Consider the following 24,632-nt stretch of genomic DNA (forward strand, 5'->3'; position numbering starts at 1 on the left):
GGCCGTTTCCGGGCTACTCCTTCTCGAAATTGGCCTGGTAGGCATCGACGAAGGCGTTGTGCAGCACCGAGACGAACGCCTGCCAGGCGCTGACGTCCTGCTGGTCGAGGTTGCCGCTGATCTCGATCCGCGAGGCCAGGCGATCCTCCGGATGGTTGCGGAACAGCCAGCCGACCCCGCCGACCATGGCTTCCCAGGCGGCGCTCAGCACGCCCTTCTTGGCGTCCTCCTCGAGATCGAGAATGTCGACGTTGTCGAGTAGCGGCTTGGCGAAACCCTGCAATTGCCCGTCGTTGGCTTCCAGTTCCATGACGAAATCCCCCGAACCGGACTCGAAGGTGAAACCGCCGTAGGCCTCGGTCAGTTCGTTGAGCCGGGTCAGCTCGATCCCGGTCACCCTCAGCTGCAGGGTGAAATCCTGCATGTCGCCGAGCGGATCGAGACTGGCGTGGAATTCGGTGGAGGCCTGATTGAGCATCAGCCCCGTGGCGTCGATGTCGGCCACCTGCGCGCCTTCGCGGCGGTCGGCATTGCTCAGGTTGGTGGCAGTGGCGTCGAGTTCGGAAATCTCCAGGTCCACCGGCGGCTGCGAGCCGAAGTTGCGAAAGTGCACCCGGCCGTCGCTCACCCGCAACAGGTTGAGGTCGATCGGCAGCAGCTCCTGCAGCGCCACTCGCCAGTCGGTGCCCTCGCCGGCTTGGCCGCCCCCCTCGCCGGGGGTGTCGACGAAATTCAGCTCGGGGCTCATGAACACCGCCTCGGCGACGATCGCGCCCTTCCACAGCGCGCTCCAGCTGACCGACAGATCGAGCGCATCGACGTGGAAGAACGGCACCTGGGTCTCTTCCTCGGCCTTGACGATCGTCAGGCCGTTGATCGTGTAGGCGCCGCGCCACAGGGCCAGGTCGACATCCTCGACATGCCCGCGATAGGCGCCCATGTCGGCCAGTTGATCGTTGAGGTAGTCGCGCACCAGCCCGGGCAGGGCCATGCGCAGCGCGACCAGGCCGACGACCAGCACGACGACGATGACCAGCGGCCAGCGATAGCGTCCCTTCATCCCCGTTCCCCCACGCCTTCCTTGTGAGACTTGAGTCTAGCGCCTTTTCGGCTCAGTCGGCTTCGAGCCGCTCGAGCAGCCCCACGGTGGCGAAGCCGTCCGGCGTTTGCCCCAGGCTACGCTGGTAGTCGCGCAGTCCGCGCCGGGTATTCGGCCCGATCACCCCGTCCGGTGCACCGACGTCGAAGCCGTGGGCGTTGAGCAACTGCTGAAGACGCTTGACCTGGCTGCGCGACAGCGCCGGCTCCTGGCGCGGCCAGTCGCCGACCAGCCCCGGTTCGCCGGCCAGCCGCTCGGACAGCAGGGCGACGGCCAGCGCATAGCTGGTCGAGGCGTTGTAGCGCATGATCACGCGGAAGTTGTGGCCCACCAGGAAGGCCGGGCCGTGGGCGCCGGCCGGCGCGATGATCGAGGCCTGATCGAGCGCCGGCAGCCCTCCTCCGCGCACTCCCTGAACGCCCTGCGCCCGCCATGCCTGGCTCGCACGACGCACGTCCAGTTCGGTCTGGGCGTAGTCGAAATCCGCAGGCAGGTGAACTTCCGCGCCCCAGGGCTCGCCCTGGCGCCAGCCGGCGTCGGCGAGGTAATTGGCGGTCGAGGCCATGACGTCATCGATGCTGCCCCAGATATCGCGCCGGCCGTCACCGTCGCCGTCGCGGGCGTGATCCTCGAAGCTCGACGGCAGGAACTGGGTGTGGCCCATGGCGCCGGCCCAGGAGCCGCGCATGTGCTCGCGGTCGATGTCGCCGCGCTGCAGGATGCGCAACGCCGCGAGCAACTCGCTGCGCGCGAAGTCGGGACGGCGGCCGTCGTAGCCCAGCGTGGCCAGGGCATCGATGGTCGAGAAACTGCCGAAGTTGCCGCCGTAGTTGCTCTCGATGCCCCAGATCGCCACCAGGATTTCCGCTGGCACGCCGTAGTGCCGGCTGGCGGCCCGGATCGCCTCACGGTGCTCGGCGAGTTGCGCGCGCCCCTGCCTGACGCGGGCCGGGGAGACCGCGGTATCGAGATAGTCCCAGACCTGACGGGTGAATTCGGGCTGGGCCCGGTCTAGCTCGATGATCCGCGGCAGGTAGCGGACGCCATCGAACGCCGCCGCCAGGGTGACCGCATTGATGCCCTCGGCCAGCGCCTGGCGACGAAAGTCGGCGACCCAGGCGGCGAAATCCTGGCGCACCGCGGGCTCAGCGGATCCGCCCGCCTCGCCATTCTTGCCGGTCGCCGCTGCCTGGCCGGCATCGGGTGCCAGCGTGGCGTCGCGGCCGGCTATATCGGTGGCATTGGCGTCGACCTGGCAACCCGCCAGGGGCAGCCACAATGTCAAAAGCAGTGAAACCGGTAGGCGACGATTCATGAAACTTCCTTGCCTGGCAGTGAGCGGGTGACGGTACGGAAAAACGCGCGCTCATCTTCTCGCACGAGAGGCCGTGCGACTAGCGCTGAAACCCGGTGAATGGCCGGCCGGGTGAAGCGAGCGTCGCCGGGATACGCTAGATCGGCGTCGGGGGCCGTGATAGAGTCGAGGACTGACTCCGCGAAGGCGTCAGCCAACCGGCATTTTATTCCAACAAAAACAGTAGACTAGCTTTCTCTAGGGACCAACGTTCTGCCATGCCGGGAAGCCACGAAGGGAGGAAGACACCATGACGGGCCACCCCCCGCGCGGATCTACCCGCGCGCGCCGCCACACCGGTGCCGATACTCTGACCACCATGCGTCCGGTCGACCGCACCCCCGCCTGGATGCTCGCGCCCCGTGCCGTGAGACGCCCGTTTCTTACCGACCCGCCCCACGATTTCGCTTGATGGTCGTTTCCGCAACGGCTGAACTGTGATCTATCGCAACCGCGCGCCTCGCGCCGGATCCGCCAGAACGCCAACGACGAGAGCGAGTCGTTCATGCCGCTGTTACTGATTGTGCTGCTGCCCCTGCTGGGCGGCCTGCTACCCATCATGAGTTCCAACGAGCGCCGTGGCGCCTGTGCCGCCGTGGCGGCCGCACCAGTACTCATCGCGCTGGCGGTCGCGCTCCATCATGCCGGGGCGGTGCTCGACGGCGAGGTGTTCCGCCAGGCCTACAGCTGGATCCCGGCGCTGGGCCTGGACCTCGCCATGCGCCTGGACGGCCTGTCTCTGCTGTTCGTTCTGCTGATCCTGGGGATCGGCCTGCTGATCATCGTCTACGCCCGCTACTACCTGCTGGCCAGCGACAACGCTCCGCGCTTCTATGCGTTCCTGCTGCTGTTCATGGCGGCGATGCTGGGCATCGTCATGGCCGACAACCTGCTGCTGCTGTGGTTCTTCTGGGAGCTCACCAGCCTGTCGTCGTTTCTGCTGATCGGCTACTGGTATCACCAGAGCGATGCCCGCAAGGGCGCCCGGATGGCGCTCACCGTGACCGGGGCGGGGGGCCTGGCGCTGCTTGCCGGCCTGTTGCTGCTGGGGCATATCGTCGGCAGCTACGACCTGCAGGTGGTACTCGACAGCCGCGACATGATCCAGGCCGACCCGCGCTACCTGCCGGCATTGCTGCTGGTACTGCTCGGGGCATTCACCAAGTCGGCCCAGTTTCCCTTCCAGTTCTGGCTGCCCCACGCGATGGCCGCGCCGACGCCGGTATCGGCCTTCCTGCATTCGGCGACCATGGTCAAGGCCGGCGTGTTCCTGCTGGCGCGCATGCATCCGGCGCTGGCCGGCAGTCCCGAGTGGCTCTACCTGGTCGGCCTGACCGGCCTGGTGACGCTGCTCTACGGCGCCTATTTCGCGCTGCTCAAGTATGACCTCAAGGGCGTGCTGGCCAATTCGACGATCAGTCACCTGGGTCTGATCACCCTGTTGCTGGGCCTCGACAACGACATGGCGACGGTCGCCGCGCTGTTCCACATTCTCAACCATGCGATCTTCAAGGCGGCGCTGTTCATGACCGCGGGGATCATCGATCACGAGACCGGGACCCGCGACATCCGCAAGCTGCAGGGGCTATGGCGGGTGATGCCACTGACTGCCGCCGTGGCGATCATCGCCGGGGCAGCGATGGCCGGGGTGCCCTACTTCAATGGCTTCCTGTCCAAGGAGATGCTGCTCGCCGAATCCCTCGACACGCAGTTGCTGGGCGGACTGGCCTGGCTGATCCCGGCGCTGGTCACGCTGGGCAGCCTGCTGTCGGCGGCCTATGCGGTGCGCCTGGTCTACAACGTGTTCTTCCATGGGCCGACGCCCGAGCTGCCCAAGACGCCGCATGCGCCGCCCAAGCTGATGATCGCCCCGGGGCTGTTGCTCGCCGCGCTGTGCCTGGTCATCGGCATCCTGCCGGCACCCAGCGTGACGGCATTGCTCACCGCGGCGAGCGATGCGGCGCTGACGGGGGGCGCGCCCGAGCTGCATCTGGCGGTCTGGCACGGCCTCAACCTGCCTCTGCTGATGAGCGCCGTTGCGCTGTTCGGCGGCGTGGCGCTGTACTGGCAGCGTCGGCACCTGTTCGCCTTTCAGCGCCAGTTCGGCGCCCGCGACGCGCGACTGCTGTTCGAGGCCTCGGTTCAGGGGCTGGTGCACGGCACCCAACGCGTCATCGACGCCCTGGAAAACGGCTCGCTGCAGCGCTACATGCTGTGGCTGGTGATCACCATCCTGTGCCTGGTCGGCGGCACCCTGCTCGGCGCCACCGAACTGCGCGGCCCATTGCCGCTGCAGCCGCTCGACGGGCTGCTCATCGCCGGCGCGGGCATCGCGATATTCGCCGGCCTGGCCACGGCGATCCTGCATCGCCGGCGGCTGATCTCGCTGCTGATGCTGTCGATCGTCGGGCTGATGACCTCGCTGGCCTTCGCCCGCTTCTCGGCACCCGACCTGGCGCTGACCCAGTTGGCGGTCGAGGTGGTGACCATGATCCTGCTGATGCTGGCGCTGTTCTTTCTGCCCCAGCGGACCCCCAAGGAGTCCGGCGCCCCGCGGATCCTGCGCGACGTGCTGATGGCCTCGGCGTTCGGCGGCATCGTCGCCAGCCTCAACTTTGCGGTGCTCACCCGGCCGCTGGAGTCGATCTCGCATTTCTTCATCGACAACAGCGTGCCGGGAGGCGGCGGGCACAACGTGGTCAATGTGATCCTCGTCGACTTTCGTGGCTTCGATACCCTGGGCGAGATCACCGTGCTGTGTATCGCCGCAGTGGGCATCTACAAGTTGCTCAACCGGCTGCGGCTGTTCATGCCGTCGAGCGACGCCGAGGGCCGGCCGTGGTCGCGCGATCGCCATCCGCTGATCCTGATCAGCGTGTCGCAGACCATCCTGCCGCTGGCGTTGCTGGTGTCGATCTTCATCTTCCTGCGCGGCCACAACGCGCCGGGCGGCGGTTTCATCGCCGGGCTGGTCACCGCGGTGGCCCTGATCCTCCTGTACATCGCCCACGGGGTCGACTGGTGTCAGCGACGCATGTCGTTCCAGTACCAGCCGATCGCCGTCGCCGGCGTCGGCGTGGCGACGCTCACCGGCCTGGGCAGCTGGGTGTTCGGCTACCCCTTCCTGACTTCGTCGTTCGGCCATTTTCATATCCCGTTGATCGGCGATATCGAACTGGCCACCGCGCTGCTGTTCGACCTCGGCGTCTATTTGACGGTGGTCGGCGCCACGCTGATGATCCTCGCCAATCTCGGCAAACTGACCACCGCGCACCGCCCCAGCAAGCAAAAGGAAAAGGAGAAGGCCTGATGGAAGCGCTGTTCTCGATGACCACCGGCGTGCTCGCCGCCTGCGGCCTGTTCCTGGCGCTGCGTGGCCGGACCTTCCCGGTGGTGGTGGGCCTGACCCTGCTCTCCTATGCCGTCAACCTGTTCCTGTTCTCGATGGGCGGGCTGACCACCGCCGGCGCCGTGGTGATCGAGGAGCACGGGGGCGACTACGCCGACCCGCTGCCCCAGGCGCTGGTGCTTACGGCCATCGTCATCGGCTTCGCCATGACCGCCTTCTCGGTGATTCTGGCAATGCGTGCGCGCGGTGACCTGGGGAGCGATCACGTCAACGGCAATCGTCTCGACGAGCCGCGGGAGGAGAGCAGTTGATGGATCACCTGATCGCTCTACCCGTCCTGCTACCGCTGATCGCCGGGCTGGGGCTGCTGCTCAACCGCGAGGGGCCGGCAACGCCGCGCCGGATCATCGGCCTCTCCGCCACGGCCCTGCTGGTGGCGGTGTGCGCGCTGCTGCTGGTCCAGAGCGCCGATGGCACGATCCGCTATTACGCGCTGGGCGACTGGCAGCCGCCGTTCGGCATCATCCTGGTACATGACCGGCTGTCGGCGCTGATGGTCACGCTGACCGCGCTGCTCGCCCTCGGCAGCCTGTTCTACGCCAGCGCCGGCAACGACGAGGAGGGCTCCAACTTCCACGGGCTGTTCCAGTTGCAGCTGATGGGCATCAACGGCGCCTTTTTGACCGGCGACCTGTTCAACCTGTTCGTGTTCTTCGAAGTGCTGCTGATCGCCTCGTACTCGCTGCTGATGCACGGCGGCGGCAAGGCTCGCATCCACTCGGGGTTCCACTACGTGGCGCTCAACCTGGCCGGCTCGGCACTCTTCCTGATCGGTCTGGGGGTGCTCTACGGCACCCTCGGCACCCTCAACATGGCCGACATGGCGGCGCGAGTGCCGGCACTCGACAGCAGCAGACTGGCGCTCGCCGAGGCCGGCGCCATGCTGTTGCTGGTGGTGTTCGGGCTGAAATCGGCGATCCTGCCGCTGTACTTCTGGCTGCCGCGTGCCTATGCCTCGGCGCCGGCACCGGTGGCGGCCCTGTTCGCGATCCTCACCAAGGTCGGCATCTACGCCATCCTGCGGGTCTTCACGCTGGTGTTCGGTGCCCAGGCCGGCACACTGGCCTATCTTGCCCAGCCCTGGGTCTGGTGGCTGTCGCTGGCGACCCTGGCCCTGGGCGGCCTGGGGGTCCTCTCGGCACGCGACCTGCGCACCCAGGTCGCTTACTTGATCATCATCTCGGTGGGCACCCTGCTTGCCGGGATCGGCATGAACAGCATCGAGGCCAACGCCGCCCTGCTCTACTACATGGTCCATACCACGCTGGTGACCGGCGGGCTGTTCCTGCTGGTCGACATCATCGCCCACCAGCGCGGCAAGGCCGGAGCGCGCATCGTCCGCGGTCGCGCCGTCAATCAGGTGGCACTGCTGGGTTCGCTGTTCTTCATCGGGGCACTGGCAGTGGCCGGGATCCCGCCTTTCTCGGGTGCGGTGGGCAAGGCACTGATTCTGGAAGCGGCCACGCCCGCCCAACAGCTGTGGCTTTGGCCTATCCTGCTGACCAGCAGCCTGGCGGCGATCGTCGCCCTGTCGCGCACCGGCTCGACGCTGTTCTGGCGGGTCTCCGGGGGCGAACGCCGCCGCGAGCGACACGAGAGCGGCGAACGCGACAAGGAGCACGAACGCGACAAGGACAGCGAGCGGGGGCAGCGTCGAGTCGGTACCATGCGCGCGATCGGCATTCTGCTGCTGCTGGGCGCCTCGCCCTTGCTGGTGATCTTCGGCGGACCGCTGACCGCCTTCACCGACGCCGCGGCCGACCAGCTGGCCGATCAGGAAGCGTACATAAGCTCGATCATCGAGCGTGAGGCGCCTGGCGATACCACAGGAGGCAAGCCATGATTCCGGTACAACCCTGGTTGCCGATGCCGCTCCTCTCGGTGCTGTTGCTGGCCATGTGGCTGATGCTGCAGCAGAGCCTGTCCCTGGGCCAGCTACTGCTGGGCGGTTTCCTGGCGCTGGTCATTCCCCTGGTTACCCAGCCCTTCTGGGAGAGCCAGCCAACCGTCAAGCGGCCGTGGCTACTGCTGCGCTACGTGCTGCGCGTGCTGGGCGATATCATCGTCGCCAACTACGAGGTCTCGAAGCTGATCCTCAACCCGCGCAGCCGAATGAGTCCGGTGTTCATCGAATACCCGCTGGAGCTCAAGGAGGCCTTCACGATCACCATCCTTGCCAGCACGATCACGCTGACACCGGGAACGGTCTCGGCCAACCTGCGTCGCGACCGCCGCACGCTGGTGATCCATGCGCTCAACGCCGACGACGTACAAGCCACCATCGACAAGATCCACCAGCGCTACGAGCGCCCGCTCAAGGAGATCTTCGAATGCTAGATATCGCCCTCTGGATCAGCCTGGCGCTATTCACCGCGGCGACGCTACTGACGCTGTATCGCGCGGCGATCGGCCCCGACCTGCCCGACCGCATCCTGGCGCTGGACACCATGTACGTGAACTCCATCGCGCTGATCGTGCTGTTCGGCATCTGGCTCAACGACAAGACCTATTTCGAGGCCGCTCTGCTGATCGCCATGCTGGGCTTCATCAGTACCGTGGCGGTCTGCAAGTACCTGCTGCGCGGCGACATCATCGAATGACATCGCGGCCAGCATTACATCGGACGCCACGCTCGGGAGGGGGGTGAGATGATCGAATTCTATACCGTGATGGAGGGGGTAATCGCCTTCTTCCTGGTGGCCGGCGGCGTGTTCGCCTTCATCGGTGCGCTGGGCCTGACCCATCTGCGCGACTTCTACATGCGCCTGCATGGCCCGACCAAGACCACCACGCTGGGCGTAGGCTGTGTACTGATCGCCTCGATGAGCTACTTCAGCCTGGTCGAAGGGGGCCTGAGCTATCAGGAGTTGCTGATCACCATCTTCCTGTTCGTCACCGCGCCGGTGTCGGCGCACCTGCTGGCCAAGAGCGCCCTGCACCAGAAGCTCGCCCGTTTCGAGAGTACGCGCGGCGATATCGCCGAATTCAGGGAGCAGGATGAAGACGACGAGGACGAGGACGCGCGCCGCCTGCCCTGAACGTCGTCAAGCACGCCGCTGCTACCAGCCGCGGCTGTGCTGTTCGACCAGCTGCGCCAGCAGGTCCATGTGGTCGTCACGGTCGTTGAGTGCCGCTATGTAGCGGTAGGTTCTGCCGCCGGCCGCGGCGAAGTTGTCGCGGTTCTCCACCTCGAGCTCCTCGAGCGTTTCCAGGCAATCAGCGGCGAACGCCGGACTGATGATATCGACGTGCTCGACGCCCTCGCGCCCCCAGGCCTCGAGCGTCATGTCGGTATACGGCTTGAGCCACTCCTCGCGGCCGAAGCGCGACTGGTAGCTCATCAACCACTCGTCATCGCCGAGCCCCAACTCTTCGGCGAGCAGCCGGCTGGTGGTTCCGCAATGCTGCGGGTAGGGATCGCCAGCCTCGGCATAGCGCCTGGGGATGCCGTGATAGGACATCATCAGCCGCCCGCGCTCGCCGTCATGGTTGCGCCAGTGCTCGCGCACGCTCGCCGCCAGCGCGCCGATATACGCCGGATGGTCGTGGTAATCGCGAACGAAGCGCAGCTCGGGCAGGTGCGGACAGGGCTTGAGGGCACGCGCCAGACGATCGAACACCGCGGCGGTGGTCGAGCGCGAGTACTGCGGATACAGCGGGAGCACCAGAATGCGCTGGGCTCCGGCATCGCGCAGCGCCTTGCCCGCCGCCTCCATGCTCGGCTGCCCGTAGGTCATGGCCAGCTCGACCGGAATCGTCTCGTTGAACCGCTCGGCGAGGAGCCTGGCCAGCGCACGCTGCTGGCGGCGACCGATCGCCAGCAACGGAGAGCCCTCGTCGGTCCATATCGCCGCGTAGCCCTTGGCGACCTTGCGCGGACGAAAGCGCAGGATCACGCCATTCAGGATCAACCACCATAGCGGCCGAGAGACATCGATCACCCGCTCATCCCAGAGGAACTCCCCCAGGTAACGACGCACCGCCTCGGGGGTCGGTGCATCCGGTGTGCCGAGATTGGCCAGTAGTACGCCGAAGCGGGCGTTGGGCATGATAGGTCTCCTTGCTGGGCTATCCCGGAAGATTGTACCAATGAGACAGGCCACCACGGGAATTGACTGATACTATCGGCGGCATTTGTACAGGGTTCGTACAACGAAGCGAGGTTGTCGGCAACCGCCTTAATGGACGCTATGCTGCCAGACAGCGGCACGCCGCCGCAGCCCGGATTGGCGTGGTCGTGCAACCGACGAAAAAGCGAGATCGACCGCGATGACACTATCCCGTGCCCCCGCACACGCCCGCGCGCCTTTGACGTTGCTCTACGATGGCGATTGCCCGATCTGCCAGCGCCAGGTCGCCTGGATTCGGCGTCGCCCCTATCGCGAACGCATCCGCTGCGTGGATATCCGTGCCGAGGGATTTTCCGCCGCCGCCTGGGGGCGTGACTGGGAGGAATTGCTGGGCCGCATGTTTGCCCGGGATGGCGAGGGGAACTGGTTTGCGGGAATGGATGCGGTACGCGCGATGCTCGCCCTGCTCGGCTACCGACGGCTGGTATGGCTGTCGCACCTGCCGGGATTCAGGTCACTGCTCGATCGGCTCTATCTGGCCGTTGCCCGGCATCGTTTTGCGCTGGGGCGCTGGTTGCCCCCGTTGCGCTGAATCTGCGCCAGCGGTGACGCCGACCGCTCAAAAGACCAGCGGCATGCGTGACGCCAGCGGTTCCTGATAATGGGCCTCGCGCCCGATCATTTCGTCATGGGCGACGAACTGCACCAGATAGGCGCGGTGAATCCCGGCGCGCTTGAGTTCCAGATAGACGTCGTCCAGGGCGCGGAACAGCATCGGCTTGCCGCGCTGGGTCAACAAGTGCCGCTCGCCTTCGATATCCTCGAGTTCGACCTGATAGCAGCGGCTACCAGCATGGCTGATGACGCGCACTTCGAAGTTGGCGTGATCGCGTACGTAGTGTTTGAGCGACTGGATGTCCATGGCTCCCTCCTCTGTGTGATGCATGTTCGGACGCTGGCTTCCCGCCAGGCTACCCGGGACGGATGACAGCGAGGTTGCGTCCGAGGTGTCCTGTCGCCGCCCGGGTAGCGGGCCATCGCGCACCTGACCGGCAGGGCAGGATGCCGGGAATCGGCAACGGAAAAGGTGAGTTGATCGATCGGTCAGACCAGCCAACGGGAGGGAAGTTCAGCGCTTCGGGGGCGCGCAAGGCCAAGCCTGGCCAGGCAGGAGCGGAACATGGGCCCGAGCCGTCGCCCCGGGCCGTTGGCTCAGTCGCGCTGGAAGGTGGCAGGATCGATGGCGATGCCCAGCGAATTGCGATCCACCCAGTTGCCGGCCTTGGTCTCCTTGTAGCGAAACACCACGTAGTCGCCCTCGCCGACCGGCAACTCGGCATCCTCGGTCTGGTAGCTGTAGGTCACGCCGTCGACCACCAGCGCGTAGCGGTAGAGATCCGGCATGCCCAGCCACTCCTTGAACGGCCCCTCGCGCGACACGCTCTCGAGCGTGCCACGCGCCTCGAGCTTCGGGGTCCGATTGCGATTGCCACGACGAAATCCACCCGCCATGCTTGTCTCCTTGTCGACTCTGTGGATGGAAGCGGTGCCGCCCACCAACCTATCACGGGGAGCGGCATTATACGGTCCCCTGCCATCGGCTCAACCCCGGCGACCTTGCGGGCCTGCCCGCCATCATTCGCCGAAGTGCTGGCCGTAGCTGTCCGGCGCCAGGTCTTCGAAACGCGTGTACTTGCCGATGAATGCCAGATGCACGGTGCCGATCGGGCCGTTACGCTGCTTGCCGATGATCACCTCGGCCAATCCCTTGTTGTCGGGGTTGTCCTGATTGTAGACCTCGTCGCGGTAGACGAAAGTGATCACGTCGGCGTCCTGCTCGATGGCCCCCGATTCGCGCAGGTCCGACATCACCGGGCGCTTGTTGGGGCGCTGCTCCAGCGAGCGGTTGAGCTGCGACAGCGCCACCACGGGGCAGTCGAACTCCTTGGCCAGCCCCTTCAGCGAGCGCGAGATCTCCGAGATCTCGCCGGTCCGGTTCTCGGAGAACCCGGGAATCTGCATCAACTGCAGATAGTCGATCATGATCAGTCCCATGTTGCCGTGCTCGCGGACCAGGCGGCGAACCCGCGAGCGCATCTCGTTGGGCGACAGCGCCGCGGTATCATCGATGAACAGTTGCTTGTCCTTGAGCAGGTTGACCGCCGAGGTCAGCCGCGGCCAGTCCTCGTCCTCGAGCTGACCGGTCCGCACCCGGGTCTGGTCGATGCGTCCCAGAGACGACAGCATGCGCAGCATCAGCGATTCGGCGGGCATCTCCATCGAGAACACCATCACCGGCTTGTCGCTGGAGATCACCGCATGCTCGACGATGTTCATCGCGAAGGTGGTCTTGCCCATCGACGGTCGCCCGGCCACGATCACCAGGTCCGAAGGCTGGAAGCCCGAGGTCATGTCGTCGAGATCGCGAAAGCCCGACGAAAGCCCGGTCATCTGGCCCTGCATGTTGAACAGCTCGTCGATGCGGTCGACCGCCTTGGAGAGCAGCTCGCTCATGCCGATCGGACCGCCCATCTTGGGCCGCGATTCGCTGATCTGGAAAACCAGTCGCTCGGCTTCGTTGACCAGTTCATCGGACGGTCGCCCCTGCGGCGCGAACGAGCTCTCGGCGATCTGGCTGGCGGCCTGGATCAGCTTGCGCAGCGTGGCCCGCTCGCGAACGATGTTGGCGTAGGCGCGGATATTGCTGGCCGAGGGCGTATTGCGCGCCAGGTCGGCCAGATAGCCCAGCCCGCCCACCGTGTCGAGCTGATCGCGCGACTCCAGGGCTTCGGAGAGGGTCACCACGTCGAGCGGGTGACCACCCTCGGCAAGCGGGATCATGGCATTGAACACCAGGCGGTGCTCGTAGCGGTAGAAGTCGTCGGCTACCAGCAGCTCGGACACGGTGTCCCAGGCCGAGTTGTCGAGCATCAGCCCGCCGAGCACCGATTGCTCGGCTTCCAGCGAATGCGGCGGCACCTTGAGGGCGGCGGTTTCCTGATCGAGTTCCAGGGCGTCACTCATGGACGAGGCTTCCAGCAGTGGAGGGAGCGCGGCGGGCAATGCCCGGACGACGCCATTCTACCCCAGGCCCCCCGGGGATCCAGCGGACACGGCGTCGGGCGCGAGGCATGCAGGGCGTCCACAAAATAAAAGCGCGACAGCCGAAGCTGCCGCGCTCGATCGTCGAGGCCCGATACAGCGACCTTGCGGCCGTTACTTACTCGGCGACGACCACGATGCGCACGGTGGCGTCGACTTCCGTATGCAGGTGCAACTGGATGTCGTACTCGCCGGTGGCACGCAACGGGCCTTCTGGCATGCGCACTTCGCTCTTGGCGACGTCGATGCCGGCCTGGGCCAGGGCATCGGCCAGGTCGCGCGGACCGATCGAACCGAAGAGCTTGCCCTCTTCGCCGGCCTTGGCGACCAGCGACAGCTCGATGTCGTTGAGCTGTTCGGCACGTGCCTCGGCTTCGCGCTTGCGCTCGACGGCCTGGGCTTCCAGCTCCGCACGCTGCGCCTCGAAGGCTTCCACGTTGTCCTTGGTAGCCGGCACGGCCAGGCCGTAGGGTACCAGGTAGTTGCGACCGTAGCCGGGCTTGACGGTGACCTTGTCACCCAGGGCGCCCAGCTTACCGATATTGTCGAGCAGAATGACTTCCATCTCGTTAACCTCTTGTCATTGGCTGCGGGCCAGGCGCGCGCGGAAGTCCGCGAACGTATCCAGACAACCCAACAGCAGCACAATCAGAATCATGGGCCAGGTGGTCAGCAGCAGTACATAGAATGCCACCAGCCATAGCCCGTTCATCCCCTTGAGACCCACCAGGCCGTGCACCAGCGCCACGCCGCTGACCAGCAGCGGTATCCAGCCGAGCATGGGCAATGCCGGCACCGCGAGCAGCGCGCCGATCACCGCCAGGACGACCAGCAGCAGCAACTCGCGGCCCTGCAGGCGCAGGGCGTGGAACTCGGTGCGAAAGCCGCCGGGGTTGTACAGCCCCGCCTGCCAGCTACGCGCCAGCGCCAGACAGACCACCGCGGCCAGTGTCACGATCAGCCCGGTGATGCCGCCGATCAGCAGTACCGCGAGCTGTTCGGTCGCCACGCCCTGGGCGCTCAACTGGTCGAGCATGCCGCTGACCTCGGTCGAGCTCTGGCGCAGCTGCTCGAGCAGCGGTCCGGCGCCCCCCGGCGGCAGAAACGTGCCGAACTGGACCAGCGCGGCGGCTACCAGCGTGCCGGCGATCAGCGCCTCGCTCCAGCGCATCCGCGCGCGCAGCACGACGGCCATCAGCGTCACCAGCAACAGGCTGGCCAGCGGGATGGTATCGCCCTGCACCCACCACCAGCCGGTGGGCAGCGCCGCGGCGACGATCACCGGCAGGGCCGGCGCCAGACCGCGACGCAGCGTCACCAGGGCAGCGACGGCGGCGCTGAACCAGAACAGCCACGGCACCAGGGCGGCAAGCGCCGCGGCGCCGGCGGCATGCGGCGTGCCTCGCATTACCCAGCGGGCCAGGGGCAACATCACTTGCAATCGCTTACTGGTGGCTGTCGGTGTACGGCAGCAGAGCCAGGTAGCGTGCGCGCTTGATCGCCGTGGACAACTGGCGCTGATAGCGTGCCCGCGTGCCAGTGATGCGGCTGGGGACGATCTTGCCGGTCTCGGTGATGTAGGCCTTGAGAGTATCGATGTCTTTGTAATCGATGTACTTCACGCCTTCGGCGGTGAAGCGGCAGAACTTGCGGCGACGGAAAAAGCGTGCCATGGATCAACTCCTCCTGGGTGGGCGTTTCAGTTGGCTTCTTCAGCGGTTTCGGAGCGCTCGGCGCGGGGCTTGTCGGACTTCTCGTCACGACGGCGGCCCTTGTCCTCGGTCGACTTCATCATCGGCGAGGCTTCCGTAACGGCTTCCTTGCAGCGCACAACCAGGCTACGAATGATGGCATCGTTGAAGCGGAAGATGTTCTCGATCTCGTCGAGCGTCTCGCCGCGGCATTCGATGTTCATCAGCACGTAGTGAGCCTTGTGGATCTTGTTGATCGGGTAGGCCAGATGACGGCGGCCCCAATCCTCGAGACGATGCACGGTACCGCCATTTTCGGTGACGAGGCTGGTGTAGCGCTCGACCATGGCCGGAACCTGCTCGCTCTGGTCCGGATGGACCATGAACACGATTTCGTAGTGACGCATGGTATCTCCTTACGGTTTGACAGCTTCCCAGTGGCGACAGACGGCGCTGGCCATGAGGAAGCAAGGAGTCAGTGATTAACTGGGTGAGGGTGTTCCAAGAACCGCATTATTGTAGTGATGGTACACGCCGCATGCAACTGCGGCCGGCTTTCAGCCGGCCAACGCCCGCCGGCGCTGACGGACCGCCTCGTAGAGACAGATGCCGGTGGCCACCGAGACGTTGAGGCTCGACACGCTGCCGGCCATGGGCAACGTGACCAGGCCGTCGCAGGCCTCGCGGGTCAGCCGTCGCAGACCCTTCCCCTCGGCACCCATGACCAGCGCACAAGGCCCGGTGAGGTCGATGTCGTAGAGGCTGGACTCGGCCTCGCCGGCGGTGCCGGTGATCCACACCCCCGCCTCCTTCAGCTTCGTCATGGCGCGCGCCAGGTTGGTGACGCGATAGACCGGCACGGCCTCGGCGGCCCCGCAGGCGACCTTGCGCACCGTAGCGTTGAGCGGCGCGGCCTTGTCCTTGGCGACGACGATGCCGTGGGCGCCGGCGGCGTCGGCACTGCGCAGGCAGGCGCCGAAGTTGTGCACATCGGTGACCCCATCGAGGATCAGCAGCAGGGGCGGTTCGGCGTGGGGCCAGCCGCCCAGCAGATGCCACAGCTCCTCTTCGCTGTGCGCCGCCAGCGGCGGACAGAAGGCGATAACCCCCTGGTGACTGCCGCCCTGGGCGAGAGCGTCGAGCGCCTCGCGCGGCTGCTCGACCAGACGCGTCCCCGCCTGCCGGGCGGCAGCGAGCAACTCGTTCAGTCGCTGCTCGGCGGCACCGGCCTGGAACCACAACTCGCGAGGCGCCTCGCCGCGTTCAAGCAACGCGGCCACCGCATGCACGCCGAACACACTGTCCAGCCCCGCGGGGGAGGGAGGCAAGGCGCCACGCCCGGCGCCCGCCTGCTGCGCATGACGCGAGCGAGCAGGCTTGTTGCGCGGGTTGCCGCCACGACTCATGAACGCTCCCGGGCAGGCTTGTCGGGGTTGTCGCCTCCCGAACCGCCACTCCGCTCCTGCTTGCCGGGGCGCGGCTTGCGCCGCCGCGACTTCTTGCGTGCCGGCTTGTCGGACTGGTTGCCGCCGGCGCTCTCCGCTCCCGGCTTGCGCGGTGGACGCTGACGGCGCGGTTTGTCGTCGACCAGCTCGAAATCGATCTTGCGATCGTCGAGGTCGACCCGCGCCACCTGCACGGTGACGCCATCGCCGAGCCGGTAGGCCATGCCGCTGCGTTCACCCTTGAGGCGATGCTTTTCGGCCTCGTAGTGATAGTAGTCGGAGGGCAGCGAGGTGACATGCACCAGCCCCTCGACATACACCGCGTCGAGACGCACGAAGATGCCGAACTGGGTCACCGAGGCAATGGTGCCGTCGAACACCTCGCCGACCTTGTCGGACATGAACTCGCACTTGAGCCAATCGGTGACGTCGCGGGTCGCGTCGTCGGCGCGCCGCTCGGTCATCGAGCAGTGCTCGCCCAGCTCGAGCATCTGCTCGAAGGTGTAGGGACTCCACTTGCTCGGCGGCTCGACCGGCGCCCCCTCGGCCCGCAACACGGTATTGGTCTGGCGCGGACCGCGGATCACCGAGCGAATGGCGCGATGCACCAGCAGGTCCGGATAGCGGCGGATCGGCGAGGTGAAGTGCGCGTAGGCCGGGTAGGCCAGACCGAAGTGGCCGTCGTTCTGCGGCGAGTAGACCGCCCGGCTCATCGAGCGCAGCATCACCGTCTGGATGACGTCGGCATCGGGGCGGCCCTTGATCGCCTCGGCCAGGTCGCGGTAGTCCTGGGGCGTCGGATCGTCGCCCCCGCCCAGCGACAGCCCCAGTTCGTTGAGGAACAGCCGCAACTTGTCGAGACGCTCCGGCGAGGGCTTCTCGTGAATGCGGTACAGTGCCGGCAGGTCGTGCTTGTCGAGGAAACGCGCGGTGGCGACGTTGGCGGCCAGCATGCACTCCTCGATGATCTTGTGGGCATCGTTGCGCGAACGCGGCACGATCGCCTCGATCTTGCGCTCGTCGTTGAACAGGATGGCCGTTTCGGTGGTCTCGAAATCGATCGCGCCGCGCTCCACCCGCGCCTCGCGCAGCAGCGTGTAGAGCGAGTGCAGGTTCTTCAGCGACGGCACCAGCTTGCTGTACTGCTCGCGCAGCGCGTCGGCCTCGGCATCGTCGCCGTCGAGGATCGCCGCGACCTTGTTGTAGGTCAGCCGCGCGTGGGAGCGAAACACCCCTTCATAGAAGCGATAGCGGCTGATCGCCCCGTTCTGCGAGATGTTCATTTCGCAGACCAGCGCCAGCCGGTCGACGTCGGGGTTCAGCGAACACAGGCCATTGGACAGCAGCTCGGGCAGCATCGGCACGACCTGTCCGGGGAAGTACACCGAGTTGCCCCGCGAGATCGCCTCCTGGTCCAGCGCGCTGCCGGGGCGCACGTAGTGCGAGACGTCGGCGATCGCCACCAGCAGCTTCCAGCTGCCGGACTTGGTCTTCCAGGCGCACACCGCGTCGTCGAAATCCTTGGCGGACTCGTCGTCGATGGTGACCAGCGGCACGTCGCGCAGGTCGACCCGGTGCTGCTTGTCGGCCTCGGCCACCTCGGCGGACATGCTGGCGATCTCGTCCTGGACATCCGGCGGAAACTCGGACGGGATCTCGTAGCTGCGGATGGCGATGTCGATCTCCATCCCCGGGTCCATGCGCTCGCCGAGCACCTCGACGATTTCACCGACCGGCTGGACGCGGGTCTCGGGCTGCTGGGTGATGCGCACCGATACCACCTGGCCGTCCCGGGCGCCGCCGGTGGCGCTGTTGGGGATGATCACCTCCTGGGCGATGCGGGTGTTCTCGGGAATCAGCACGCCGAACTCGCTGGAGCGTGCGCGATAGACGCCGACCAGCGTCTGGGTATTGCGCGCCAGCACCTCGACGATGGTCGCCTCGTCGCGCCCCCGGCGGTCGCGGCCGCTGACCCGCACCAGCACGTGGTCGCCATGGAAGACCCGGCGCATCTGGCGCGGCGGGATCACCAGATCGGGCTTCTTGCCGTCGTCGCGAAGCAAAAAGCCGATGCCGTCACGGTGACCCAGCACCTTGCCCTTGATCAGATCGAGCTTGTCGATCAGCGCATAGGCGCCGCGACGGTTGCGCAGGATCTGACCGTCGCGTTCCATGGCGGCCAGTCGCCGGCGCACCGCTTCCTGCTGGTTCTCGTCCTCGAGGCCCAGCATGCGGCTCATGTTTTCGTCGGTGATCGGCTTGCCGTACTCCTCGAGTCGGGCGAGCAGATATTCGCGGCTGGGGACCGGCTTGTCGTACTTGTCGGCCTCCCGCGCCGCTTGGGGATCGTCGCTTAACGTCCAGTGATTCATACGTGGAGCTTCCTTGAATTGAATTGTTCGGGCGGCAGCGAGCGCGGCAAGCGTGGCAAACGCGGAAAGACGAGTGAATATAGTATCATCCGCGCAGTATAGCGCTGCGCGGGATACGACCCAACCATTGCCGCTACGGCTGCCACCCAGACCGCTTTTTGCGCTTGCATTCGAACGCGGAATCGGTATGATTCGGGGCCACCTGCCCAGGTGGCGGAATTGGTAGACGCGCTAGCTTCAGGTGCTAGTGTCCTTATGGACGTGGAGGTTCAAGTCCTCTCCTGGGCACCAGAACGACGCCGCCCTGCTTAGTCGAGGCGACGCCGGGGTGAAAGTCCCCAGTTTGAGCAGTACCCCGATCGAAAGGCCGTGTATTCGCCCAGGTGGCGGAATTGGTAGACGCGCTAGCTTCAGGTGCTAGTGTCCTTATGGACGTGGAGGTTCAAGTCCTCTCCTGGGCACCACGCGAATACAGGCCGGCATGATACGCCCAGGTGGCGGAATTGGTAGACGCGCTAGCTTCAGGTGCTAGTGTCCTTATGGACGTGGAGGTTCAAGTCCTCTCCTGGGCACCACGCGTATCATGAGTCGATCGCTCCCCCGCTGTAGCCGCTGCCCAGATGGCGGAATTGGTAGACGCGCTAGCTTCAGGTGCTAGTGTCCTTACGGACGTGGAGGTTCAAGTCCTCTTCTGGGCACCATCGATTTCCCCTTGCCCCTCCGGGCCACCCCACTCGACGCCTGCCCATGAATCGCGCATTCGCCGGCGTATCCGCCTGGTTCAATAGCGTGCCGGCAACCGCGCCACCTCCTGCAGATGCCAGCCGGCGGTCTTCACCGACGATTCCAGGCGATGCTCGACCGGCCCCGGCAATTGCGGGAAAAAATCCAGCCCGGTACGGGCCTCTATTTCATCGATGCTCACCAGATAGCGATCGAGCGGTTCATTGCCGGCGACGTCCTGGGGCATGACGAAGGCCAGCGCCCGCGGCTCGCCGCCCGGCACCACGACGATCTTGTAGAACGCCTCGGGCACCTCGACGAACCCCACCCGGCGGAAGAAGCCGCCGATGCCTTCGCCGAAGATCGGCCCGGTTATCACCTGCAGGGTGCCGAAACGCGTCGCGAAACGGTCGATCACCACCTCCTCGAGGCGCTGCCACAACTGGCGGTTGAGATCGGGACGTTGCGGCGAGATGTTCGACATCAGGAAGGTCTGGCGCTGGGCCTCGCGACCATGGCTGGCCGCGATCGCGTAATTGGGCGCCATATGGCCGCGATCGTAGCCGCTGCCGAAGTAGCTGTCGGTGGCGATCGGCCACAGGGTCCGCCAGTCGCGGCGGAAGTCGGGCCGCTCGCCGATTCGCGCATCGTCCACCGCGCGAAGTTGATAACTGACCCACAACGGGTTGACGCGCAGGTCCGACCAGCCGACCAGCACGCCGTCGTTGCGCAGCACGCGGTTTATCGCCAGCGGGTCGTCGAGCGTCCAGTCCGGTATGCCCATCCACACCAGCCGCTCGCGGACGTCGCGCTCCTGCCAGTACCACAGGCCGCTGGCGACCACCACGAAGGCCAGCGAGACGCCCAGATTGCGTACCTGGCGGCGCACGAAGGGCAACGCACCGATCATCGCGCCCTCGCCATCCGGCAGCATCGCTCGGACGCCATCAGAAGCCTACGCTGAACATGGTTTCGAGATCGTGCCGGGAGTGTACCTGCATGGCGTTGAGCGTCTCGGTCTCGCGAATGCCCTCGACCTGGTTCAGGCGTTCGGTGACCAGCGTGGCGAGGCTCTCGAAATCGGGCGTGCGGGCGATGGCGACCAGATCGTAGCGGCCACAGGTCGAATACACTTCACTGATACCGGTGAGTTCGGCCAAGCGCTCGGCGACGCTGTTGATGCGACCTTTCTCGGCATTGATCAGGATCACGGCGTTCTGCATCGGTCTCTCCTTGCTACCGGCGCGAGCCGACGGCTCGCGATTGCGCAGGAGTATACCAGCCGCGTCGCTCAGGAGGCAGGCATCACGCCCCTGGACTCGCCCGATTCCATGGCGAGCAGCTGGCGCTTGAGCGACTCGCCGCCCGGATAGCGGCCCACCCCGTTGGCGGCGACGACGCGGTGACAGGGCACCAGCAGCGGCAGCGGGTTGGCGGCGACCGCGCTGGTCACGGTAATCACCGCCCAGGACTCGCCCAGGCGCCGGGCAAGCTCACCGTAGGTCCGGGTATGGCCGTAGGGAATGCGCATCAGCGCGGCCCATACCTCGCGCTGCGCCTCGCTGCCCTCGGGCGCGATATCCATGTTGAAACTGCGACGACGTCCGTCCAGGTAGGCGAGCACCTCGTCGCGCGCCTGGCCCAGCCCTTCGTCGTCACGCCGCCAGCCGGCTGTGAGCTCGTCGCCCGGCGAGGCGTCGCCCGGCGAGGCGTCGCCCGGCGAAGCGTCGCCCGACACGTCGGCAGCGAAATACAGGTGGCGCAGACCGGCCTCGTCACCCGCCAGCGTGAGCGCCCCGATCGGGCTTTCGAATGTGGTGAAGCGCATGACGTCTCCTTGAGCTGACGCGACCGATTGACGCACGACTCGCCGCAGCGCGCGCGTGTCCGATCGACTAGTATGGGCTCAGCCTTCAAACCCGACGATTTTCGATTAAGCTTGCCAGCGACACATCGGGCAACGTTCACCAGACAACGACACGCCCGAGGCGCAAGGCACCCTTTCGGCCCCGGCCGGCAGCCTGACATTGCCGCTCCCGATGGACCGACGACCCACAACCGGCCACCGAGCCATCGACCCGCCTGAACCAGGAGATACCATGGCCAACCACAGTCGCCGCGACTTCATACGCCACGGCCTGCTCGGCCTCGTTGCCCTGCCCTTCGGGGCCAGCGTGGCAGCCCGCCAGGCTCGCGCCCAGGAACTGCCGCCGCTGGACCCGAGCAATCCCCAGGCCAGGGCGCTCAACTACGTTACCGAGGCCAGCCAGGCCAGCGATCATCCCGCCTACTCACGGGGCGAACGCTGTGACAATTGCATATTCTACACCGAGGCCAACCAGGGCTGCCGGCTGTTTCCCCGGCACAGCGTAGCGCCCGCCGGCTGGTGTCAGTCCTGGGCCCGCGGCTGAGGCGCTTGCCCGGCGCGCGCGCCCACTGGCTAGGCCCGCTCCTCGAGGTCGGCGGGTAGCGGCCATTGATAGCGGCGCACGACTTCGTCGCCCTCGATGGAGTGCAGCTTGACCGGAAATCCCCATAGCTGGTGCAGGTAGCGCAACACCGGGTAGACGCTCTTGGACAGCGGCCGCCGCCGATCCTGTACATGGTGCAGGGTCAATGAACGGTCGCCACGGATATCGGCCTGCCAGACCTGGATGTTGGGTTCGCGTACCGAGAGTGCGTACTGGGCAGACAGCGCCTCGCGTACGCGCCGGTAGCCCCGGTCGTCATGAATCGCCGCGATGGTCAGCATCTCGTCCTGATCGTCGTCGACCAGCGCGAACAGCTTGAGGTCGCGAATCACCTTGGGCGACAGGAACTGCTGGATGAACGATTCATCCTTGAAGTTGCGCATCGCGAAATGCAGCGTCTCCAGCCAGTCGCTGCCGGCCATGTCGGGAAACCATTCGCGATCCTCCTCGGTGGGCTCCTCGCAGATGCGCTTGATGTCGCTGAACATCGCGAAGCCCAGCGCATAGGGGTTGATGCCGTTGAAGTAGGGGCTGTCGAAGCCCTGCTGGCTGACCACCGCGGTATGCGACTGCAGGAACTCGAGAATCAGCCCCTCGTTGACCAGCCCCTCGTCGTAGAGCCGGTTCATGATGGTGTAGTGCCAGAACGTCGCCCACCCCTCGTTCATCACCTGGGTCTGGCGCTGGGGATAGAAGTACTGCGCCAGCTTGCGCACGATGCGCACCAGCTCGCGCTGCCAGGGTTCCAGTAGCGGCGCGTTCTTCTCGATGAAGTAGAGCAGGTTTTCCTGCGGCTCGGCCGGGTAGCGACCGTGCTGGTGAAGACCGAGCGGATCCTCCGCGTCGCCGTGCGGGCCGCTGTCGGCGACGTTCTCGGGGATGGTTCGCCACAGCAGGTTGACCTGGGATTGCAGGTATTCGGCACGCTCCACCTGACGACGCGCCTCCTCCTCGGGCGAGATCGGCGAGGGGCGCTTGTAGCGATCGACGCCATGATTCTGCAGGGCGTGACAGGCGTCGAGCAGCTGCTCGACGGCGAACACGCCGTGGCGCTCCTCGCACTCGGCCACGTATCTGCGGGCGAACACCAGATAGTCGACGATCGCCGAGGCGTCGGTCCAGGTGCGGAACAGGTAATTGCCCTTGAAGAACGAGTTGTGGCCATAGCAGGCGTGCGCCATGACCAGCACCTGCATCATCAGGGTATTCTCCTCCATCAGGTAGGCGATGCAGGGGTCGGAGTTGATCACCAGTTCGTAGGCCAGCCCCATCTGCCCGCGACGGTAGGCCTGCTCGACCGACAGGAACTGCTTGCCGAACGACCAGTGGTGATAGCCGATCGGCATGCCCACGCTGGCGTAGGCATCCATCATCTGCTCCGAGGTGATGATCTCGATCTGGTTGGGGTAGGTATCGAGCCGGTATTCATCGGCCAGACGGGCGATCTCCCGCTCGTAGGCGGTCAAGGTGTCGAAGTCCCAGTCCGAGCCGGTGGCGATGGGGGTGCGTCGGGTCATACGGCCTCCTCTGCCCATGCGACCGATGGGCCAAAGCTCACTGCGTGGCGCGACGCCGGAAGAGTTCGCGGAAAACCGGATAGATGTCGCCGCCCTCGACGATCTGGCGCATGGCGAAGCGCTCCGGGAAGTCGGCCTGGACGCTCTCGTACTCCTCCCAGAGCGCTTGATGAGCGTGCGGGGTGATCTCAACGTAGGTGTAATACTGCAATCGCGGCATCAACGACTTGGCCAGCAGCTGACGACAGGTGGTGGAATCGTCGTCCCAGTTGTCGCCGTCCGAGGCCTGTGCCACGTAGAGATTCCACTGGCTTGCCGGGTAGCGCGCGCGGATGATCTCGTCGACCAGCGTCAGGGCACTGGAAACGATGGTGCCCCCGGTCTCGCGCGAATAGAAGAACTCCTCCTCGTCGACCTCCTTGGCGGCGGTATGGTGGCGCACGAAGACCAGCTCGACCTTTTCGTAACTGCGCTCCAGGAACAGGTAGAGCAGCAGGAAGAAGCGCTTGGCGATATCCTTGTGGGCCTGGGTCATCGAGCCCGAGACGTCCATCACGCAGAACATCACCGCCTTGTTGGAGGGCTGCGGCTGATCGACCAGGTTGTTGTAGCGCAGGTCGAAGGTATCGATGAACGGCACCGCCTCGATACGCTGCTCGAGGCGCTCGATGTCCGCCTTGAGTTCCTGGATGCGCGCCGGATTGCGCAATACCGGGTCCTTGCGCTCCTCGGCCTCGAGCGCCTCCTCGGCTTCGCGCAGCGCCCGCCGCAGCGGCGCCCGCATGGCGATGCGGCGAGCCTGCGCCTCGCGCATCGAGCGCACGATATTGATGCGCGCCGGCACCCCTTCGCGGGCCAGCCCGGCGCGTACCGGGCGCACCTCCTCGAGATCCTTGAGCTGCTTGCGCTCGAGGTGCGGCAACTCCAGGCCGTCGAAGACGAAGTCGAGGAACTCCTCGCGGCTCAGCGAGAAGGCGAATTCATCCATTCCCTCACCCTGGTTGGAAGCACCGCCTTCGCCGGCGCCGCCCCCACCACCCCCGCCACCGGGTCGTTTCAGCCGATCGCCCTCGACGAACTCCCGGTTGCCCGGACTGACCACCGTGCGACGGCCGCCCGGGCCATGCTGAAAGACCGGCTCGGAAATGTCGCGGGCGGGGATCGAAACCTTCTCGCCGCGCTCCATGTCGGTGATCGAACGGCGGTTGACGGCCTCCTCCACCGAGCGCTTGATGTGCGTTCGGTAGCGATCCAGAAAGCGCTGCCGATTGACCGCGCTCTTGTGCCGGGCATTGGGACGTCGATCGATGAAATAGCTCATGCGTGCCTCCCCTACGGGTTGCGACGCGGCATGCGGGGCACGAACGCCCCGCCTTTCC

Annotated in this window: 26 protein-coding genes and 4 tRNA genes; 13 read left to right on the forward strand and 17 right to left on the reverse strand. The window is 65.9% G+C overall.

Going from position 1 to position 24,632, the window contains the following annotated elements; translation table 11 throughout:
* Window positions 1–13: 13 nt before the first annotated feature.
* Together HR9077_RS06450 and HR9077_RS06455 are read right to left on the reverse strand one after the other, a co-directional pair.
* Window positions 14–1,060 (reverse strand): DUF748 domain-containing protein, encoded by a 1,047-nt coding sequence (locus HR9077_RS06450; RefSeq protein WP_136066202.1) that lies wholly within the window; start codon window positions 1,058–1,060, stop codon window positions 14–16.
* Between the two features lie 52 nt (window positions 1,061–1,112).
* The gene (locus HR9077_RS06455; RefSeq protein WP_136066203.1) at window positions 1,113–2,414 is read right to left on the reverse strand and encodes a lytic murein transglycosylase; all 1,302 of its coding nucleotides are present in this window, start codon (window positions 2,412–2,414) and stop codon (window positions 1,113–1,115) included.
* A gap of 289 nt (window positions 2,415–2,703) precedes the next feature.
* On the opposite strand from HR9077_RS06455, the gene HR9077_RS21875 reads away from it, so the two are divergent.
* The 7 genes from HR9077_RS21875 to HR9077_RS06485 all read left to right on the forward strand — a co-directional run bounded on the left by HR9077_RS21875 (window position 2,704) and on the right by HR9077_RS06485 (window position 8,900).
* Window positions 2,704–2,865: a hypothetical protein gene (locus HR9077_RS21875; RefSeq protein ID WP_168380900.1), complete on the forward strand. Its 162-nt coding sequence runs from the start codon at window positions 2,704–2,706 to the stop codon at window positions 2,863–2,865.
* A gap of 93 nt (window positions 2,866–2,958) precedes the next feature.
* A complete protein-coding gene (locus tag HR9077_RS06460) occupies window positions 2,959–5,763 on the forward strand; it encodes a monovalent cation/H+ antiporter subunit A (RefSeq protein ID WP_136066204.1) in 2,805 nt (934 codons plus the stop codon).
* Window positions 5,763–6,113, forward strand: coding sequence for a Na+/H+ antiporter subunit C (locus HR9077_RS06465; protein ID WP_136066205.1), 351 nt, complete (start codon window positions 5,763–5,765; stop codon window positions 6,111–6,113). Before HR9077_RS06460 ends, HR9077_RS06465 begins: the two co-directional genes overlap by 1 nt.
* Window positions 6,110–7,705 carry a monovalent cation/H+ antiporter subunit D gene (locus HR9077_RS06470; RefSeq protein ID WP_136066206.1) on the forward strand — a complete coding sequence of 532 codons (1,596 nt, stop codon included), beginning with the start codon at window positions 6,110–6,112 and terminating at the stop codon, window positions 7,703–7,705. The genes HR9077_RS06465 and HR9077_RS06470 overlap by 4 nt, the downstream gene beginning before the upstream one ends.
* A complete protein-coding gene (locus HR9077_RS06475; protein ID WP_136066207.1) occupies window positions 7,702–8,199 on the forward strand; it encodes a Na+/H+ antiporter subunit E in 498 nt (165 codons plus the stop codon). Before HR9077_RS06470 ends, HR9077_RS06475 begins: the two co-directional genes overlap by 4 nt.
* Entirely contained in the window at window positions 8,193–8,462 is a 270-nt protein-coding gene (locus tag HR9077_RS06480; RefSeq protein ID WP_136066208.1) for a K+/H+ antiporter subunit F, read from the forward strand. Before HR9077_RS06475 ends, HR9077_RS06480 begins: the two co-directional genes overlap by 7 nt.
* 48 nt (window positions 8,463–8,510) lie before the next feature.
* The gene (locus HR9077_RS06485) at window positions 8,511–8,900 is read left to right on the forward strand and encodes a Na+/H+ antiporter subunit G (RefSeq protein ID WP_136066209.1); all 390 of its coding nucleotides are present in this window, start codon (window positions 8,511–8,513) and stop codon (window positions 8,898–8,900) included.
* 21 nt (window positions 8,901–8,921) lie between these two features.
* On the opposite strand, the gene hemH is transcribed toward HR9077_RS06485, so the two are convergent.
* On the reverse strand, window positions 8,922–9,911 hold the full coding sequence (gene hemH / locus HR9077_RS06490) for a ferrochelatase (protein WP_136066210.1): 990 nt from the start codon (window positions 9,909–9,911) through the stop codon (window positions 8,922–8,924).
* A 220-nt stretch (window positions 9,912–10,131) separates the two neighbouring features.
* On the opposite strand from hemH, the gene HR9077_RS06495 reads away from it, so the two are divergent.
* The gene (locus HR9077_RS06495) at window positions 10,132–10,524 is read left to right on the forward strand and encodes a thiol-disulfide oxidoreductase DCC family protein (protein WP_136066211.1); all 393 of its coding nucleotides are present in this window, start codon (window positions 10,132–10,134) and stop codon (window positions 10,522–10,524) included.
* A gap of 27 nt (window positions 10,525–10,551) precedes the next feature.
* Here HR9077_RS06495 and HR9077_RS06500 read toward each other — a convergent pair whose 3' ends face one another.
* The 9 genes from HR9077_RS06500 to rnr form a co-directional block, all read right to left on the reverse strand.
* The gene (locus HR9077_RS06500; protein WP_136066212.1) at window positions 10,552–10,854 is read right to left on the reverse strand and encodes a DUF6482 family protein; all 303 of its coding nucleotides are present in this window, start codon (window positions 10,852–10,854) and stop codon (window positions 10,552–10,554) included.
* Between the two features lie 290 nt (window positions 10,855–11,144).
* The gene (locus tag HR9077_RS06505; RefSeq protein ID WP_136066213.1) at window positions 11,145–11,444 is read right to left on the reverse strand and encodes a hypothetical protein; all 300 of its coding nucleotides are present in this window, start codon (window positions 11,442–11,444) and stop codon (window positions 11,145–11,147) included.
* A gap of 123 nt (window positions 11,445–11,567) precedes the next feature.
* Window positions 11,568–12,956, reverse strand: coding sequence for a replicative DNA helicase (gene dnaB, locus HR9077_RS06510; protein ID WP_136066214.1), 1,389 nt, complete (start codon window positions 12,954–12,956; stop codon window positions 11,568–11,570).
* Window positions 12,957–13,152: 196 nt separating this feature from the next.
* A complete protein-coding gene (rplI, locus tag HR9077_RS06515; protein WP_136066215.1) occupies window positions 13,153–13,599 on the reverse strand; it encodes a 50S ribosomal protein L9 in 447 nt (148 codons plus the stop codon).
* Between the two features lie 15 nt (window positions 13,600–13,614).
* On the reverse strand, window positions 13,615–14,466 hold the full coding sequence (locus HR9077_RS06520; protein ID WP_136066216.1) for a hypothetical protein: 852 nt from the start codon (window positions 14,464–14,466) through the stop codon (window positions 13,615–13,617).
* Window positions 14,467–14,479: 13 nt separating this feature from the next.
* Window positions 14,480–14,707: a 30S ribosomal protein S18 gene (gene rpsR, locus HR9077_RS06525; RefSeq protein ID WP_031382360.1), complete on the reverse strand. Its 228-nt coding sequence runs from the start codon at window positions 14,705–14,707 to the stop codon at window positions 14,480–14,482.
* 26 nt (window positions 14,708–14,733) lie between these two features.
* Window positions 14,734–15,132 carry a 30S ribosomal protein S6 gene (gene rpsF, locus HR9077_RS06530; RefSeq protein ID WP_136066217.1) on the reverse strand — a complete coding sequence of 133 codons (399 nt, stop codon included), beginning with the start codon at window positions 15,130–15,132 and terminating at the stop codon, window positions 14,734–14,736.
* Window positions 15,133–15,282: 150 nt separating this feature from the next.
* Window positions 15,283–16,131 carry a 23S rRNA (guanosine(2251)-2'-O)-methyltransferase RlmB gene (gene rlmB, locus HR9077_RS06535; protein ID WP_136066218.1) on the reverse strand — a complete coding sequence of 283 codons (849 nt, stop codon included), beginning with the start codon at window positions 16,129–16,131 and terminating at the stop codon, window positions 15,283–15,285.
* Window positions 16,128–18,542, reverse strand: a complete 2,415-nt coding sequence (gene rnr / locus HR9077_RS06540) for a ribonuclease R (protein WP_136066219.1) — start codon at window positions 18,540–18,542, stop codon at window positions 16,128–16,130. The genes rlmB and rnr overlap by 4 nt, the downstream gene beginning before the upstream one ends.
* A gap of 204 nt (window positions 18,543–18,746) precedes the next feature.
* On the opposite strand from rnr, the gene HR9077_RS06545 reads away from it, so the two are divergent.
* The 4 genes from HR9077_RS06545 (at window position 18,747) to HR9077_RS06560 (ending at window position 19,243) form a co-directional block, all read left to right on the forward strand.
* Window positions 18,747–18,833: transfer RNA gene (locus HR9077_RS06545), tRNA-Leu, on the forward strand.
* An 86-nt stretch (window positions 18,834–18,919) separates the two neighbouring features.
* A tRNA-Leu gene (locus tag HR9077_RS06550) sits at window positions 18,920–19,006 on the forward strand.
* 24 nt (window positions 19,007–19,030) lie between these two features.
* Window positions 19,031–19,117, forward strand: a tRNA-Leu gene (locus HR9077_RS06555).
* 39 nt (window positions 19,118–19,156) lie between these two features.
* Window positions 19,157–19,243, forward strand: a tRNA-Leu gene (locus HR9077_RS06560).
* 80 nt (window positions 19,244–19,323) lie between these two features.
* Here HR9077_RS06560 and HR9077_RS06565 read toward each other — a convergent pair.
* The 3 genes from HR9077_RS06565 to HR9077_RS06575 form a co-directional block, all read right to left on the reverse strand.
* Window positions 19,324–20,199 carry a DNA/RNA non-specific endonuclease gene (locus tag HR9077_RS06565; RefSeq protein ID WP_458692913.1) on the reverse strand — a complete coding sequence of 292 codons (876 nt, stop codon included), beginning with the start codon at window positions 20,197–20,199 and terminating at the stop codon, window positions 19,324–19,326.
* A gap of 13 nt (window positions 20,200–20,212) precedes the next feature.
* Complete coding sequence (locus HR9077_RS06570) at window positions 20,213–20,488, reverse strand: Lrp/AsnC family transcriptional regulator (RefSeq protein WP_031382355.1); 276 nt, start codon at window positions 20,486–20,488, stop codon at window positions 20,213–20,215.
* Between the two features lie 68 nt (window positions 20,489–20,556).
* Window positions 20,557–21,093, reverse strand: a complete 537-nt coding sequence (locus HR9077_RS06575; RefSeq protein ID WP_136066220.1) for a methylated-DNA--[protein]-cysteine S-methyltransferase — start codon at window positions 21,091–21,093, stop codon at window positions 20,557–20,559.
* A gap of 271 nt (window positions 21,094–21,364) precedes the next feature.
* Between HR9077_RS06575 and HR9077_RS06580 the strand changes: the two genes are divergently transcribed.
* Entirely contained in the window at window positions 21,365–21,676 is a 312-nt protein-coding gene (locus HR9077_RS06580) for a high-potential iron-sulfur protein (protein ID WP_136066221.1), read from the forward strand.
* A gap of 29 nt (window positions 21,677–21,705) precedes the next feature.
* Here the strand turns inward: HR9077_RS06580 and HR9077_RS06585 are convergent, their stop codons facing one another.
* Together HR9077_RS06585 and HR9077_RS06590 are read right to left on the reverse strand one after the other, a co-directional pair.
* Window positions 21,706–23,253 (reverse strand): SpoVR family protein, encoded by a 1,548-nt coding sequence (locus tag HR9077_RS06585; protein WP_136066222.1) that lies wholly within the window; start codon window positions 23,251–23,253, stop codon window positions 21,706–21,708.
* 37 nt (window positions 23,254–23,290) lie between these two features.
* A complete protein-coding gene (locus HR9077_RS06590; RefSeq protein ID WP_136066223.1) occupies window positions 23,291–24,574 on the reverse strand; it encodes a YeaH/YhbH family protein in 1,284 nt (427 codons plus the stop codon).
* Window positions 24,575–24,632 lie beyond the last annotated feature (58 nt).

Source organism: Modicisalibacter radicis (assembly GCF_900961225.1).
Taxonomy (GTDB): Bacteria; Pseudomonadota; Gammaproteobacteria; order Pseudomonadales; family Halomonadaceae; genus Modicisalibacter.